The organism is Gilliamella sp. B14384G10 (assembly GCF_016101685.1).
Lineage (GTDB): Bacteria > Pseudomonadota > Gammaproteobacteria > Enterobacterales > Orbaceae > Gilliamella > Gilliamella apis_A.
Genome location: NZ_JACFQA010000002.1, coordinates 852,475 through 868,161 on the forward strand (window position 1 = coordinate 852,475; position 15,687 = coordinate 868,161).

Annotated in this window: 13 protein-coding genes, 1 pseudogene and 1 CRISPR repeat array; of the genes and pseudogenes, 5 read left to right on the plus strand and 9 right to left on the minus strand. The window is 35.3% G+C overall.

From position 1 onward, the window contains the following. Nucleotides 1-1,833 (plus strand): glutamine--fructose-6-phosphate transaminase (isomerizing), encoded by a 1,833-nt coding sequence (gene glmS / locus H3T54_RS08115; RefSeq protein ID WP_198221945.1) that lies wholly within the window; start codon nt 1-3, stop codon nt 1,831-1,833. Nucleotides 1,834-2,211: 378 nt separating this feature from the next. Here glmS and H3T54_RS08120 read toward each other — a convergent pair whose 3' ends face one another. Then, a complete protein-coding gene (locus H3T54_RS08120) occupies nt 2,212-2,520 on the minus strand; it encodes a hypothetical protein (RefSeq protein ID WP_198221947.1) in 309 nt (102 codons plus the stop codon). 299 nt (nt 2,521-2,819) lie between these two features. After that, nucleotides 2,820-4,478: a hypothetical protein gene (locus tag H3T54_RS08125; protein WP_198221949.1), complete on the minus strand. Its 1,659-nt coding sequence runs from the start codon at nt 4,476-4,478 to the stop codon at nt 2,820-2,822. A gap of 358 nt (nt 4,479-4,836) precedes the next feature. Between H3T54_RS08125 and rlmKL the strand changes: the two genes are divergently transcribed. Together rlmKL and H3T54_RS08135 are read left to right on the plus strand one after the other, a co-directional pair. Next, entirely contained in the window at nt 4,837-6,957 is a 2,121-nt protein-coding gene (rlmKL, locus tag H3T54_RS08130) for a bifunctional 23S rRNA (guanine(2069)-N(7))-methyltransferase RlmK/23S rRNA (guanine(2445)-N(2))-methyltransferase RlmL (RefSeq protein ID WP_198221951.1), read from the plus strand. A 246-nt stretch (nt 6,958-7,203) separates the two neighbouring features. Beyond that, nucleotides 7,204-8,574: an MFS transporter gene (locus H3T54_RS08135; RefSeq protein ID WP_198221953.1), complete on the plus strand. Its 1,371-nt coding sequence runs from the start codon at nt 7,204-7,206 to the stop codon at nt 8,572-8,574. A gap of 53 nt (nt 8,575-8,627) precedes the next feature. Here the strand turns inward: H3T54_RS08135 and H3T54_RS08140 are convergent, their stop codons facing one another. From H3T54_RS08140 to H3T54_RS08145, 5 genes and pseudogenes are all read right to left on the minus strand, one after another. Beyond that, nucleotides 8,628-8,885, minus strand: a complete 258-nt coding sequence (locus tag H3T54_RS08140) for a helix-turn-helix transcriptional regulator (RefSeq protein ID WP_110448363.1) — start codon at nt 8,883-8,885, stop codon at nt 8,628-8,630. 163 nt (nt 8,886-9,048) lie between these two features. Further along, nucleotides 9,049-10,458: a CRISPR direct-repeat array (repeat unit 28 nt; unit sequence TTTCTAAACTACCTACACGGCAGTGAAC). 271 nt (nt 10,459-10,729) lie between these two features. Beyond that, nucleotides 10,730-10,858: a hypothetical protein gene (locus H3T54_RS11980; protein ID WP_255520632.1), complete on the minus strand. Its 129-nt coding sequence runs from the start codon at nt 10,856-10,858 to the stop codon at nt 10,730-10,732. A gap of 256 nt (nt 10,859-11,114) precedes the next feature. Beyond that, complete coding sequence (locus H3T54_RS11985) at nt 11,115-11,243, minus strand: hypothetical protein (RefSeq protein ID WP_255520633.1); 129 nt, start codon at nt 11,241-11,243, stop codon at nt 11,115-11,117. Nucleotides 11,244-11,456: 213 nt separating this feature from the next. After that, a pseudogene (locus H3T54_RS12090) lies at nt 11,457-11,836 on the minus strand (VOC family protein). A gap of 116 nt (nt 11,837-11,952) precedes the next feature. Beyond that, nucleotides 11,953-12,381 carry a universal stress protein gene (locus H3T54_RS08145; protein ID WP_110448364.1) on the minus strand — a complete coding sequence of 143 codons (429 nt, stop codon included), beginning with the start codon at nt 12,379-12,381 and terminating at the stop codon, nt 11,953-11,955. 349 nt (nt 12,382-12,730) lie between these two features. On the opposite strand from H3T54_RS08145, the gene H3T54_RS11990 reads away from it, so the two are divergent. Together H3T54_RS11990 and H3T54_RS08150 are read left to right on the plus strand one after the other, a co-directional pair. Then, nucleotides 12,731-12,859, plus strand: coding sequence for a hypothetical protein (locus H3T54_RS11990; protein WP_255520634.1), 129 nt, complete (start codon nt 12,731-12,733; stop codon nt 12,857-12,859). 300 nt (nt 12,860-13,159) lie between these two features. After that, entirely contained in the window at nt 13,160-13,741 is a 582-nt protein-coding gene (locus H3T54_RS08150; RefSeq protein WP_198199124.1) for a nucleoside triphosphate pyrophosphatase, read from the plus strand. Nucleotides 13,742-13,770: 29 nt separating this feature from the next. On the opposite strand, the gene H3T54_RS08155 is transcribed toward H3T54_RS08150, so the two are convergent. Then, nucleotides 13,771-14,436: an ABC transporter ATP-binding protein gene (locus tag H3T54_RS08155; protein WP_110448367.1), complete on the minus strand. Its 666-nt coding sequence runs from the start codon at nt 14,434-14,436 to the stop codon at nt 13,771-13,773. Further along, entirely contained in the window at nt 14,436-15,647 is a 1,212-nt protein-coding gene (locus H3T54_RS08160; RefSeq protein WP_198221957.1) for an ABC transporter permease, read from the minus strand. Before H3T54_RS08160 ends, H3T54_RS08155 begins: the two co-directional genes overlap by 1 nt. Nucleotides 15,648-15,687: the final 40 nt, after the last annotated feature.

Below are 15,687 nucleotides of genomic sequence, written 5' to 3' on the forward strand. Positions count from 1 at the left end.
ATGTGTGGTATTGTAGGTGCAATCGCTAAGCGTGATGTGGCAGATATTTTATTAGAAGGACTTAAACGTTTAGAATATCGTGGTTATGATTCTGCCGGACTTGCTATTATTTCACCAATAGGTGAATTACAACGAATAAGGCGGGTCGGAAAAGTACAAGCGCTTAAAGATGCGGTAAACGAACAACCAGTTGACGGTTCAACCGGTATAGCCCACACTCGCTGGGCAACACATGGTGAACCAGTTGAGCATAATGCGCACCCACATATATCCGACTTTATTGCCGTTGTGCATAATGGAATTATCGAAAATTTCGAACCACTGCGTGAAAAACTTATCGCGAAAGGTTACCAATTCCGTTCAGAAACAGATACTGAAGTCATTGCCCACTTAATTCATGACATCATCAGCACTGAAGAATGTTCCTTATTAGAAGCTGTACAAAAAGCAATTCCACTCTTACGAGGTGCTTATGGTACAGTAATTATGGACACTCGAAATCCTGATATCCTAGTTGCCGCACGTTCTGGTAGCCCACTTGTTATTGGTTGTGGCATTGGCGAAAACTTTATTGCCTCAGATCAACTGGCTTTATTACCGGTAACTCGGCAGTTTATCTTCTTAGAAGAAGGTGATATAGCGCTTGTCACTCAACGTTCAGTAACGATTTATGACAAAAATTTTAATCAAATAAATCGCCCTTGCATTGAATCAGATGCCAAATATGATGCTGGCAGCAAAGCTGGTTTTAACCATTACATGCAAAAAGAGATTTATGAACAGCCGAATGCGATTAAAAATACCTTAGAAGGTCGCATGGCTCATGGCAAAGTAGATTTATCAGAACTAGGCCCAAATGCAGAAAATATTCTCAAGCAAGTTGAACACATCCAAATTGTTGCCTGTGGCACAGCTTATAATGCAGGCATGGTTGCTCGTTATTGGTTTGAATCCTTAGCCGGCATTCCTTGTGATGTGGAAATTGCCTCGGAATTTCGTTATCGAAAACCAGCTCGTCGCAAAAACAGTTTATTTATCACCCTATCACAATCCGGGGAAACTGCCGATACCCTTGCTGCTTTACGCTTAGCTAAACAGAACAATTACCTAAGTACTCTTGCGGTATGTAATGTGGCAGCATCGACTTTAGTTCGAGAAGCTGATTTGGTTTTACTAACCAAAGCTGGCGTTGAAATTGGTGTCGCCTCAACCAAAGCATTTACCACACAATTAACGGTATTATTACTGTTAGTGGCTAAGTTAGGCCGACTTAATGATATGGCAGAAATCACTGAACAAGCAATCGTCCATGCATTACAAACTTTACCAAACCGTATAGAACAAGTATTAATGGCCGAACCTGTAATCAAAAAACTTGCTGGTCATTTTGTCGATAAACATCATGCACTATTTTTAGGTCGTGGCGACGAATATCCAATCGCTATAGAGGCATCATTAAAGCTAAAAGAGATCTCCTATATTCATGCCGAAGCTTATGCAGCTGGTGAATTAAAACATGGGCCTTTAGCGTTGATTGATGCAGATATGCCAGTTATTGTTATGGCGCCGACGAATGACTTACTTGAAAAACTCAAAGCCAATATTGAAGAAGTGCGTGCCCGTGGCGGTCAACTTTATGTATTTGCTGAGCAAGATGCTGGTTTTGTCAGCGACGATACTATGCATATTATCAACTTACCCCATATTGAAGAACTTACTGCGCCAATCTACTACACCGTACCGACGCAATTACTTGCTTACCATGTTGCCCTAATTAAAGGTACCGATGTCGACCAACCACGTAACCTAGCAAAATCAGTAACAGTGGAGTAATTTATCAGATTAAATGTGAGGACTTGCTTTAATAGTATGTTTAGCCAAAGTTCTCACATTTACTTATTAAAACCTTATAACAAGCATTTATAGTTTATAAAAATATTTGCATAGCTTCTCTTACTAATGAATTTCTAGTTGTTTAAATAGTTATCTTAACTTTATTGCCACCTTTCATCTAAAATGACTAAACTCTTTTTTATAATGTTGTTAGCAATAATAGATAATATTTTAAATATCAATAAAATAGTTAATTAAGTTTTATTAAATTGGATTGATAAAAATAGAATGACTATTAACTTTTACTAACTATTATTTAATAAAATTTATAAACTCATAGGGTTATTCAGCAAATTGATTTTTCAGTCTAACCAGAGACTATGCCGCACTGTTTTTTTTGCGGAAAATTAAATACAAAATAAAGGCAACAAACATCAATACTAAATGATATTTAACAAAAAATAGATAAGTACCAATTCCTGAATTTGCGGCTGCAGAAGCTAATACTGGAGACAAAAATGCTGTGTTAAAGATATTAATCCCAAAAATAGCACCAGAAATAGTTGGTTGCTTAACGAATGTAATTAATGCTAATAAACTACATAACATGGCGATAAATATACCAAATATAGGAATAAAAATAGATATTATAGCGAAAATTAATCCAACAATTGATAGTGCTTTCATTTTACCTCTATTCAAAAAGATGCTTAATTAAAATCTACTGATTAAATAATTTATTATAAAATTAATCTGAAACCAAAAACCTGTGCATATTAACAAATTATGATATAGAGATAAACATTTCCACTTGTCCTAATTAAATATTGTGTTTCAAATGCAAAATATAAATTATGCTAAAAGCCACATATTTTTTAAAAGTACTCATTGATGATTTACCGTAAATTTACGGTTTAAAAAGCTAGCGAATAATACAATAACTGATTAACACTACATGATTTACATATAGTGTCTAAATTTGTGTATTAAGGGGTGACACATGCAACACGACGTATATAATTTGGACTAGCATCATATAAAACTGGACGACCATATCCTGAAAACACTAATAAACCTTTACCATAATCATTAGAATTTAATGCTGTACTTTTAGTCCAGTAATAATAAGAGTCCCAATTCGTGGAAGGATAACCTGAACATAAACCATTTGTATATTTATCTTTACCTATGATACTAGCTCCATTCGCTAAACAACCCCATTCATTAAATAATCCGCCAATCCATCGCGCGTTATCTTGATAACTTAATTGACGCGCAGACTTATCGCCTTGTCCAGGAAAACCATTCGACCAACCAACATTAGTTTCATTAGCATTAGTAAAGTCATTTACATCAGGCAATCTATAATTGACGCCTAATTTTTGACAATAATTAATCGCTGCCATCTGATTTTCATATTCAACTTCAGGTTGCACTATGTACCAACGCATTAATCTAAATTCGTATAATAACTGACTTTTCGCTTTATCGGCATAAATTTTAAATGTAACAGGTTTAAAATCTTTATTTGTCGAATCGAATTTTGGTCCATTTAAAGTTACCTTTACAGCTGGCTCAATACCTTTATTCCAATGAGTTCCAACAAATTTACCTTTTGTGTTTTTAGAGCCTGCTCTCCATTTACTTGCAGACCAGTAACTTGTTTTGCCTGCATTTAGAACTAGACTTATGTTACTATTCTCATCAGATCTAATAATATTACCATTTATCTCTACCACTTTTTCAGGGATAATGCCGGCTAAAGTCAAATAAAAATACAGACCATCAGCACCAGTAGATGGAAAATTATTTTTAGTTATACTTGATTGACCAGAATAATTTCCACTATTAGAAGGACTAAATACTCTATAACCTTGGTAATTTGTCCAGGTTGTTCCATCATAAAATCCTGGTTCAAAACCTGAATGATAGACTATATTAGGTTGGGCATAACATACAAAAGCTTGTTCAGCATTAGGTTTGATATAATAAGTATGGTTTCCATCACTAAATTCACTATAATTTGGTAACCCATATTTAGTTTTAATATAACCATTGGTTGTATTTATAATAAGCTTATAGATACCATTACAAGGATTAAGTTTCATTTTAGGGTTATTTTTGACTAAATCAGTGATATCTCGCTCCTCTATTTTATATGGATATATTGGACTTGATTGATAATTTTTCCATTTAATCGAAATATTTCCGGTTACTTTTGCACCACTATCACCATCTTCATCAATAAAATAATTATAAGGTTCATCAATAAGAGTATTAAGGTTTACATTTGGATAGTTATTATTTCCTTTGTTTGCCAAAGGTACGATAGTTTGTATATTTTCAAATGTATCAGCTGTATTGGGTAAAATTATTGGATTATCTTCACTAGATACATCTTTACTTGGCCTAATAATTGTATTATCAGATAGAGTTATGCCAAGCAATGAATCTGTATCATTAATTTTAGTAATTCCATTATCAAAAGTTAAATACGGCAAATGTCCATGAATTGATTTTACTGATGATGAACTCAAAGCATTAACATCATTAACATTTATTGTTAATGATAAAGTGATAGCAACAAACAAAATGATTAATGATGTAACAATAATATTGCAGAGTTGTTTATTAAAAATTAGCATAAATAGATTTCTTGATAAGAATTTAAATTATAGATAGCATTTGAACAACTATCTTTTGACATAACAATATAGTTAACTATTTTAACTATTTGTTTTACTTATAAAAGTTATATATTTTTTGTTATAAATCAAAAAATTATAAAGAAATAAGCATTATTTAGCAAACCTTGTTCGCGAGGATTTTGTTAAGAATCGTAAACATGAGCAAAAAGTATTTTCGATGTTTTAACTTTATATCTATTATTTGCAAATTTTTTATTCTTATTATTTTTGTTTATAGATTGTTTAATTTGACCATTTCCCACAATTGCAATTAGTCGGTATAATGCCTGCAATTTTATTGTTAAGTGGATTATGCATGAAAACGCTATTTGCCAGCACCTCTCGCGGGCTTGAAGAGTTATTAAAAAAAGAGTTAGAAAATATTGGCGCGGTAAATTGTAAAGTATCGCAAGGTGGTGTCTACTTTGACGCTGATCAATCAACCATGTACCAATCATTATTATGGTCACGTTTGGCTTCTCGGATCCTATTACCCATTGCCGAGTTTGATATCTATAGTGACCTAGATCTCTATTCATGTGTGATGAATATCAAATGGAACGATATTTTTGCAGTCGATAACTCATTTATTATCAACTTTGTTGGCGTTAATGACTTTATCCGTAATAGCCAATATGGAGCGCTAAAGATCAAAGATGCAATTGTTGATCATTTTATGCGTCAAACCAATCAACGCCCAAATGTTGCCAAACAAAATCCAGATATTCGTTTACATGCTTATCTAAACAAAAATCGAGTTACCTTATCATTAGATCTAAGTGGTGAAAGCCTACATCAACGTGGTTATCGTCAGCAAACAGGTCAAGCACCGTTAAAAGAGAACTTAGCTGCAGCAATTATTCTCCGTTCAGGCTGGCAAACAGATGAACCTCTTATCGATCCAATGTGTGGTTCAGGAACCTTACTAATTGAAGCTGCGATGATGGCCTCTAATATTCCACCTGGACTGTTACGTAAACAGTGGGGATTTTTTGCTTGGCAAGGATTCAACCCAACACTTTGGAATGATTTACTCTTTAAAGCTAAGCATAATGTCCAAAAAACAAAAACTACTTTTATCGGTTATGACAATAATCCTATGGTATTAGAACGTGCCAAACAAAATGCTATCTATGCTGGTGTTGGTGATTTAATTACTTTTACTTTGCAGGACGTAACCCAATTAACCAATCCACTTGATCGTAACATACATGGTATGATCATTAGTAATCCACCTTATGGTGAGCGGTTAGAAAGCGAGCCAGCTTTAGTTGCTTTGCACTCAGCCCTAGGTCAACAAATTAAACAACATTTTGGGGGGTGGCGATTATCGTTATTTAGTGGTACACCACAACTATTAGATTGTTTACAAATGAGAGCCGACAAACAATTTAAAGCCAAAAATGGACCTTTAGATTGTGTACAAAAGAATTACTCAATTGCTGATCGCCAACCTGATCAACCACTCACTAAGCAAAATTTACCCGCAGCCGATTTTGCCAATCGTTTACGTAAAAATTGCCAAAGATTTGAAAAATGGGCTAGTCAAGAACAACTTGAATGTTATCGTCTTTATGATGCAGATTTACCTGAATATAACGTGGCAATCGATCGTTACAAAGACAAAATTGTGGTACAAGAATATGCTGCACCAAAAAATATTGATCCACAAAAAACTCGACAAAGACTTTTTGATATTATCAATGCGACCATGTCTGTACTAGAACTAACCGCTGATCAGCTGGTACTAAAAACTCGCGAAAAACAGAAAGGTAAACAACAATATCAAAAACTCGGACAAAAACAGGATTATTTTTTAGTCCATGAATATCCAATTAACAATAAACAAACACAGTTTTGGGTTAACGTAGTGGATTATTTAGATACTGGATTATTTTTGGATCACCGCTTAGCCAGAAAAATGATTGGCCAAATGAGTGCCGGAAAAGACTTTTTAAATCTATTTGCTTATACAGGTAGTGCTACAGTTTATGCTGGTCTTGGTAAAGCTAAATCGACCACAACTGTTGATATGTCTCGTACCTATTTAGAGTGGGCTGATCGCAATTTAAAACAAAATGGCTTAACCGGTAAAAACCATAGATTAATACAAGCAGACTGCTTGCTCTATTTATCTCAAGCAGATGAACAATTTGATCTGATTTTTATCGACCCACCGACATTTTCTAATTCTAAACGAATGAACGATACCTTTGATGTTCAGCGTGATCATCTAAAATTAATGAATGATTTAAAACGTTTACTCAGACCAAATGGTGTAATAGTATTTTCAAACAATAAACGTGGGTTCAAAATGGATGCCGATGGTATGCAAAAACTAGGGCTAACCTTTCAAGATATCACCGATAAAACTTTATCGCTCGATTTTAAACGCAATAAACAGATCCACTGCTGTTTTATTGTTAAACATCAATAATAAATAAAATACCGCCGCAAGGCGGTAACTTCTTACCACTTTTATTATTATTTAAATCAAATTGATCTTTGCAATCTACTATTGATTATTCTGCTTGTTTTAATTAATATGATAAAATAGTTAAATAACTAATGAACTATTAAACTTTAAATCAAAAAAAGCTAGTTTACACATAGGCCAATACATTAAACATATACATTGACAGCCCTATTTTAGCTAAGTATAGCAAAGCAAAAGGTTAATAAAATGCAAGAAAAAACAGTCAATTCATCAGCCATTATTATTTTAACTTCATTAGGATTTTTCATGTCAATGATAGATTCAATGATAGTCACCACGGCTACTACCGCAATACGGAATAATTTTCAAATATCAGTTAATTTATTACAGTGGTTGTTGAATATTTATAATATAACCATAGCGGCATTATTACTTGTTGGTGTCTCACTAGGCGAAAAAATAGGCAGAAAAAAAGTCTATCTTGTTGGTATCGCTATTTTCACTATCGCTTCCATATTTTGTGCTTTATCGAATAATATTATTGAATTAATCATTTCTAGAATGATACAAGCTGTTGGTGCTTGTGTTATGACACCAATGTCAATGGCTATTTTAACCCATTCATTACCCGCAAATATACGTGGAAAAGCATTGGGAATATGGAGTGGTATTGGTGGTTTAGCGCTTATTGTTGGGCCTGTTTTAGGTGGGTTTATTGTCGCTACATTATCTTGGCAATGGATATTTTGGATTAATTTACCTATAGGTATAATAACAATCTATTTTGCCCATATATTATTACCTGAAAGCAAAGGCAAAGAAGATAAATTGAACTTTACTGATTTTCTACTTATCACCATCTCTTCAGCGGGAATAATATGGTCATTATCAGAGATAACGACACAAACCTCGCACGTTATAACGACTATTACCGGCTTATCTTGTCTAGTACTTGGTATTTTATTTATCATTAGACAAAAAATGACTACTACCCCTATGATTCCGTTGATATTATTTCATTCAAAAGTATTCACTAACGGTAATATCGCAACTTTTTTATTATATGCATCTATGTTTGGCGTATTATTCTTTTTACCTCAATATTTCTTAGTGTTTGAAAAAACTAATCCACTGATAGCTGGGTTACAATTATTACCATGGACAGCAACATTAGTAGTAATAGCACCATTTGCTGGCAACGCAGTAGATAAATTTGGTGAAAAGATTATTGCAACATTAGGATTATTTTTACAGGGAATAGGTTATTTGCTAATTATTCTTTTAGTTAATGTAACTAATTCATATATAGCTATGGCAATACCTTTAATGATCGCCGGTATGGGACTTTCAATGGCTGGACCAGCTCTGCAAAAATCAGTGTTAAGTGCTGTCGAGCCAATATATTTAGGGAAAGCATCTGGGATATACAATATATTTCGCTTATTTGGCGGTGCCATAGGTACAACAATATCAGTAATTATATTCAATATTTTTGGTGGAATAACTAATTCGATAGCTTTTGCCCACGGATTCGATGCGGTACTTATCACAACAGGAGTGATATCATTATTAGGAATAGTTTTTTCACTCAAATTAACGACAAGGCGCAAATTATAATAGTTAATAAACATCCAGTAGTAAACTCAAGATTAAATCAACATTTAAATATATTAAAGACTATCAAAAAAGCCTGTAACATATTTATCAAATGTTGATTTATTCAGTCCTATATATTTTTCTCTAGCACTTTTTCTTACATTAATTAATTCAGCTTGTTGTAATAACCTAAAATGATAAGTTCCCGAAGGTTTACTGATACCAACCGCTTGGCCTATTTCACCACAAATGACCTCAGTTCTTATGTTTTTTAAGTATTTAATTATTTCAATTCTAACTGGATCAGAGAGTGCTTTGAAAATAAGCACCATTTTTTCATTTAGTTTGTTGTCAATTGAATTATTATTCACAATAGGTGTAAAGTTTAATTATGAGTGAAAACGATTATAGCATGTGATAAGTTTATTCACCTTAAAAAACTCCTTTGCTAAACGTTTCTAGTTTGGTGGATTTCGAGCGTTATAACTTTAACTAATTTTAATCTACCTACACGGCAGTGAACTCGAAATTAAAAATAAAAAACCGCTCGATTTTTTTCTAAACTACCTACACGGCAGTGAACAAAACGGCATCAATCCAGCAATGATTAATGCATTTCTAAACTACCTACACGGCAGTGAACTCACGTTATAACAGAGAATATCAGACTACGGTTTTCTAAACTACCTACACGGCAGTGAACCCAAACAATACACCAAACGAAAATGGGGTTAGTTTCTAAACTACCTACACGGCAGTGAACTTGTAAAAATCCGTTAACTATTTAATAAATTGCTTTCTAAACTACCTACACGGCAGTGAACGCGATAACATTAGACGCATGCGAGAGCGCGCATTTCTAAACTACCTACACGGCAGTGAACTCGCACTAGATATGCTTCGCATTGGCTTTAATTTTCTAAACTACCTACACGGCAGTGAACGAGTAGTACCAATCTAACGGATTTATTTAGTTTTTCTAAACTACCTACACGGCAGTGAACATTTGTCAATGCGGCGTTTTCGGCTCTTAGTATTTCTAAACTACCTACACGGCAGTGAACAACAGTTCGAAAATAAATATTGGCGCAACGAATTTCTAAACTACCTACACGGCAGTGAACATAGTAGCGTTTACGATATAACCATAAAGTTTTTTCTAAACTACCTACACGGCAGTGAACAACTGGCGTCTCTCGCTCACAAAGCGACCAGATTTCTAAACTACCTACACGGCAGTGAACTAGGCAAACAGTTTTAAGCAAGCCGCCCTTGCGTTTCTAAACTACCTACACGGCAGTGAACGTTACCTGTTTGATATATGATTTTATGTTTTTTTTCTAAACTACCTACACGGCAGTGAACGTACTCGGTTTAACCGCGGATTTATTGCCCGTTTTCTAAACTACCTACACGGCAGTGAACTGAGTAACGCCTAATCCCTCCTGTTGCGTTTTTTTCTAAACTACCTACACGGCAGTGAACCAATCGCCCCAGTGCTTGCCGCAGCCGATGCATTTCTAAACTACCTACACGGCAGTGAACGGATCAATTATACAAAGACTGGGGGCGGTTAATTTCTAAACTACCTACACGGCAGTGAACTTCTTTGGCTAGCGGGGTGTTTCCCTTAAGTTTTTCTAAACTACCTACACGGCAGTGAACAAAACCGACCGCCTTACCCTCACGGTTGTATCTTTCTAAACTACCTACACGGCAGTGAACTTTTGGTGATGATGGCTTTTTGACCACATTCATTTCTAAACTACCTACACGGCAGTGAACATCAAACGCCAGTTGCGTATTTTGCCCATGACTTTCTAAACTACCTACACGGCAGTGAACCAATGCGTAATTCTCATTTGCTGGGCGCTGGTTTTCTAAACTACCTACACGGCAGTGAACTAGAACCCGATATACTATAAATGTTGTTGGCAAAAAGGCAAAGTCTATTTTTACCAAAAAAAACCCTTTTTTTGAGCCATTTTTCAACCTATTGATTTTTAAATATTTTATCTTAAGTCAAAAAAAAGGGTTAGTGATGGGATGGATTTTAGTCTTCAAAAACCCCGTTCCTCAAATTTTTTTATTCTTTGAGTTTCGGACGTTTTGTTGTTTGGTGGCTATTCCTATACGGCGATTACGTCCGAGTTAAGAGGGTTGGTGAGAACCCTCTTTACCCACTCCCGCGGCGACCACGCAAGTGGTCACGATGTGACTGCCTTCCGCCTTCGTTCGCTGTTAACGCATCGGCTGTATTTGTTCCTGACAAAACACAGCCTTGCCAAACATCCCTGTTTGTCATGCTAACCTCACTCAGTTGTCAGCTCATTGCTCATGTCGCTAGATAAAATTTACCGAACTGATTGATAAAAATAAACTTTTATTATTGTCACTAGCTGATTTTATAACTAACTTTAGCGATTCATTGACTAGATTTAGGCTTTAAAAAACCCTTTCCTCAAATTTTTTTACTCAATGAGTTTCGGACGTTTTGTTGTTTGGTGGTTATTTCAATACCGAGGGTACGTCCGAGTAAAGAGGGTTTGCGCGAACCCTCTTTACCGACTCCCTCGGCGACCACGCAAGTGGTCACTATGTGACGGCCTTCCGCCTTCGTTCGCTCTTAACGCATCGGCTGTATTTGTTCCTGACAAACACCAGCCTTGCCAAACATCCCTGTTTGCCATGCTAATCTCTCTCAGTTGTCAGCACATTGCTAATGTCGCTAAATGAGAAGCACTAAACTGATTTATCAAAATAAACTTTTATTATTGGCCCTAGCTAATGAGATAACTGGTTTTAGTGATTTATCGGATTGATTTTAAGCTTTAAAAACCCCTTTCCTCAAATTTTTATATTTAGATAGCCAATTATTTAAATTTGGTCGATCAGTATTAACTTTAATTACAATAATTAGCTAGTTCGACAAGATTTCCGTCTGGATCTCTTAGATATAGGCTTTTGATATTACCTTTAGCACCGTGTCGTTCAACAATCCCTTCTACAAGGGGATAGCCCTTTTTTTCGAACTCTTTTTTTACGGTTTCAATATCGTCTTCAACAATTAAACAAAAATCTTGGCTTCCATATTCTGGGTGTAATGCCGCTGGTTGAAACTCACCTTTTGGGGCATGAATATTGATTTTTGATTGCCAAAAACAAAGGCATGTCGTCCGTCACGTTCGACATGTTTCAATCCTAAAATATCTTAATAAAATACGATACTTTTACTGAGATCTTGGCTGGTAATAACAAAATGATCGATATTTTTAATTTTCATTTTTTCTCCTTAAGTTGAGATGAAAATTGTTAATAATAGGTAAATCGATAGATTTTGTGTCTAAATGAATAACAACATAATGCCCTCATTTAAAGGGCACTTTGATTATAACTGAATTAGCGAACTACTAACACTGATGTTTGTGCGCCTCGCACCACGCCTGAGGCATTTGATCCCAGTAAGTGTGTTGAGATATTAGGACGTCTTGAACCTAAAATAATAAGATCAGGTTCAATTTCTTCGGCCAGACGTAAGATCTCATCTCGTGGATTACCAAAAGCGATTGAAAAAGATAAATTTTCCCGAGGTAAATTAATTGTATCAATCAAACGATGTAACCACTGTTCTGTTTGTACAGTAGCTTGATCTTTAAACTCATCAAAACCAAATGAGTAAGCATTCACGATAGCCGATGCAACCGGTAAGGTATGAAAGAAGATAACTTGTGCATTAGATAATTTTGCTAAACACTCTACATGAGGGATCACTTTTTGAGTGAGTTCATCTTCAAGCACATCAATCGGAACTAATATTTTTTTGTACATAACGCCTCCTCACAATATTTAAACTTGGCTTTACCATTTTATTGGTGAAGGCCAACGGTATTGGTTCAGTATGATACTAATTTTAAATGAAATCCAGTCGTTACATGACTATCCTAACGCGAATTTAAAAGATTGAAATAATTTTTTTGCAAAACCATGATGGAGATCAACTATAACGAACATTATTTATCATCATGACCTCAAACCGACAGTAAAACAATATTTCTCTTAAATCGGTTATGAAACTAAAATCAGCGAGCGCTAATAATAAAAGTTTATTTTTATCAATCAGTTCTGTGATTTCTATCTAGCGGCATTAGCAAAGTGCTGACAACGGAGTAAGATTAGCATGGCAAACAGGGATGTTTGGCAAAGCTGCTCTTCGTCTGGAACAAATACAGCCGGTGCGTTAACAGCGAACGATGGCGGAAGGCCGTCACATCGTGACCACTTGCGTGGTCGCCGCGGGAGTTGGTAAAGAGGGGCGCGCAAATCCTCTTTACTCGGACATAATCTTGGTATTGAAATTGCCACCAAACAATAAAACGTCTGAAATTCAATGAACAAAGATTTGTTGCAATTACTTGTAGTTTAACAGATTTAGTAGTTAATAAAACTTATCGAAAAAGAGTGATTAATAAGCCTTTTAGACAATAGCCCCAAAATAACACTGACCATCGTTGCATAATAAATTTATAACATAAGAGACAGTTGATTATTACCGTCATATCGGTTTTAATGCTCATCTTTCCCCATGAATCTCAAGAGAATAGTTGCAATGAGAATTATCTTAGCATCGACATCGCTATCACGTAAAAAGGTATTGGAAAAATTAGCCATTCCGTTTGAGTGTGTACCACCCATTTGTGATGAAACGCCTTTGCTAAATGAAAGTGCACAGCAATTGGTGGTGCGTTTAGCTAATGCCAAAGCACAGTCGTTAGTGGCTAATTATCCTGATAGTTTGATTATTGGTTCTGACCAAGTAGGTGTATTGGATGATCAGATTGTTTGCAAACCACATACCGTTGAAAATGCCCAACAACAATTGAAAAATAGCAGTGGCAAAGCGTTTTACTTTTATACCGGAATGACCGTCATTGATACTCGTACTCGCCAATCGCAAACAATTTGTGAACCGTTTAAGGTTACTTTTCGCCGGTTAACTGATGCAGAAATTGATGCTTATATCGCTAAAGAAATGCCTCTACAATGTGCTGGTAGTTTTAAATGTGATGAACTAGGTATTACCCTTTTTGATAAGCTTGAAGGTGATGATATTAATTCATTAGTTGGATTACCGCTGATAAAGTTAAATAAAATTATGATCGATATGGGCTGTAATCCACTACTCTTATAATTAATAATAAAGCCATAAAGGTAAATTAATTAATCAATTAATCTACCCGAAGACATTTTTAACGTTCTTTGGCTATAATTTGCTACATCATTATCATGAGTAACAATTAATAGTCCTGTACCTTGTTGGTGAATCTCGGTTAATAACGCCATAATTTGTGCGGAGCTTTCTTCATCAAGATCGCTGGTAGGTTCATCGGCAATCACTAATTGTGGTCGACAAATCAGCGCACGTAAAATAGCAATTCGACGCATTTCTCCTCCCGACATATTCGCGGGATAAGTATCTTTTAAGTAGCCGATTTTAGCCTTTTCAAGCAGATCCAGCGCATAATTTAAGCTGGATTGGTTTTCCCGTTTAGTTAAATAAAATGGTAATCGAATATTTTCCAGTGCAGTCAAATTGGGTAATAAACTACTACCTTGTGGAATGTAGCCAATATTTTGATTACGAAATGCTGAAACCTGCTTATCATCAAGTTCAAATAAGTTGGTACCATTAATGGTAATTTTACCTTGAGTAGGAGTTAATAACCCAGCAATCATATTAAGTAACGTCGTTTTACCACTGCCTGATTTGCCCATAATACTGATGAAATCGGTTTGTGCCATTGAAAAACTAACATTATTTACCGCTGAGAAATGTTGCGAACCACGTTGATAATCTTTGCGAAGGTTTTTGACATCCAATAACATTATTCACCCTCTCTTAATGTTTGATAAGTATCAAATTTAGTCAACGATAATGCCGAATAAATACTAGACAGCGGACCAATAATCAACGTCAACATAAATACCATTAATGCATAAATTAATCCGTCAGTAATGGAAATGTTCATACATGGCAAACCTATCGACTGGCAAATCAATAAGCTAAAGGCATAAATTAATACACCAGCGATCACAATACCTGCAATGCCACCTAAGGCGCTAATAATAAGTGATTCTCGCAGTAACATTTTGACCAGATCACTACGTGAAGCGCCTAAAATACGTAATAGACTTATTTCACGTTTACGTTCATTAAGTGATGATGAAAATATCACAAAGATGACAATAATTGCCAATACCCAGAAAATTGCCGATAAACTATAGACAATAGTTGAAAAACCAGTTAGCCATTTGGAAATATTACTTAACATGCCTTTGGTCATCACAAAATCAATATTGTAGTCAATAGCATATTTCGGCATGATTTGATTAACAATATCTTTAGGCTGATAATCAGGATCGACTTTAACAAAAATCGATGATACATAGTTAGTAAAGTGTTCTGTATCGCCTTCAATTAGGTTCGCTTCTTTCATCAGTAATTGTGCCGTAGGAATTGTCATAAATACAGAGGTATCAAAACCCATTCCGGTACTATCCATTTTGGCTGCGACTTTAAATGGATGATTAAAAAACTTAATTTCTTCACCTACATTGGCGGTAATTTTGCTACCAACAACAACCTGATTATCGATCAACGGTTGGCTTAACTGCGTTTGCAACCATGGTTTGATCACAAAATCACTTTCTTGATCAAAACCAATAAGTTGTACTTTAGAGGTACAGCAGCCAGCACTTAACGAAGCAATAAACAATTGTGGCGAGACCGCTGTAATTCCCTTAATATTTTTAATTTTATCAATCAAATCCGCTTTTAGATAAAAACTGCTTGGTTCACCACGTAACAATGCAACTTCAAGATTTTTTTCATAACCGTAAGGTACAACAAGAATATCCGCGCCTAAACGATTAGCCATACCGGAAATACCTAAACTCAGATTTTTCATTAACACGCTACCGCCAAATAGCGTAGCGGAAAACAGCATAATAATGATAATCAAACAACAACTCCGAAATGGTCGTCTTTGAATGTTTCGCCATGCTAAATTTGCTATAGTAATCGGTTTTTCTTGCATGTTTTAGTTCTCGTTTTCTATATCTTGTTGTATTAAGGCT

Bases quoted from the DNA above. Each gene is read 5' to 3' on its own strand.
- H3T54_RS08125 (WP_198221949.1), bottom strand. From the start codon at position 4,478: ATGCTAATTTTTAATAAACAACTCTGCAATATTATTGTTACATCATTA.
- rlmKL (WP_198221951.1), top strand. From the start codon at position 4,837: ATGAAAACGCTATTTGCCAGCACCTCTCGCGGGCTTGAAGAGTTATTA.
- H3T54_RS11985 (WP_255520633.1), bottom strand. From the start codon at position 11,243: ATGGCAAACAGGGATGTTTGGCAAGGCTGGTGTTTGTCAGGAACAAAT.
- H3T54_RS08160 (WP_198221957.1), bottom strand. From the start codon at position 15,647: ATGCAAGAAAAACCGATTACTATAGCAAATTTAGCATGGCGAAACATT.
- H3T54_RS08140 (WP_110448363.1), bottom strand. From the start codon at position 8,885: ATGGTGCTTATTTTCAAAGCACTCTCTGATCCAGTTAGAATTGAAATA.
- H3T54_RS08145 (WP_110448364.1), bottom strand. From the start codon at position 12,381: ATGTACAAAAAAATATTAGTTCCGATTGATGTGCTTGAAGATGAACTC.
- glmS (WP_198221945.1), top strand. From the start codon at position 1: ATGTGTGGTATTGTAGGTGCAATCGCTAAGCGTGATGTGGCAGATATT.
- H3T54_RS11980 (WP_255520632.1), bottom strand. From the start codon at position 10,858: ATGACAAACAGGGATGTTTGGCAAGGCTGTGTTTTGTCAGGAACAAAT.
- H3T54_RS08150 (WP_198199124.1), top strand. From the start codon at position 13,160: ATGAGAATTATCTTAGCATCGACATCGCTATCACGTAAAAAGGTATTG.
- H3T54_RS11990 (WP_255520634.1), top strand. From the start codon at position 12,731: ATGGCAAACAGGGATGTTTGGCAAAGCTGCTCTTCGTCTGGAACAAAT.
- H3T54_RS08155 (WP_110448367.1), bottom strand. From the start codon at position 14,436: ATGTTATTGGATGTCAAAAACCTTCGCAAAGATTATCAACGTGGTTCG.
- H3T54_RS08120 (WP_198221947.1), bottom strand. From the start codon at position 2,520: ATGAAAGCACTATCAATTGTTGGATTAATTTTCGCTATAATATCTATT.
- H3T54_RS08135 (WP_198221953.1), top strand. From the start codon at position 7,204: ATGCAAGAAAAAACAGTCAATTCATCAGCCATTATTATTTTAACTTCA.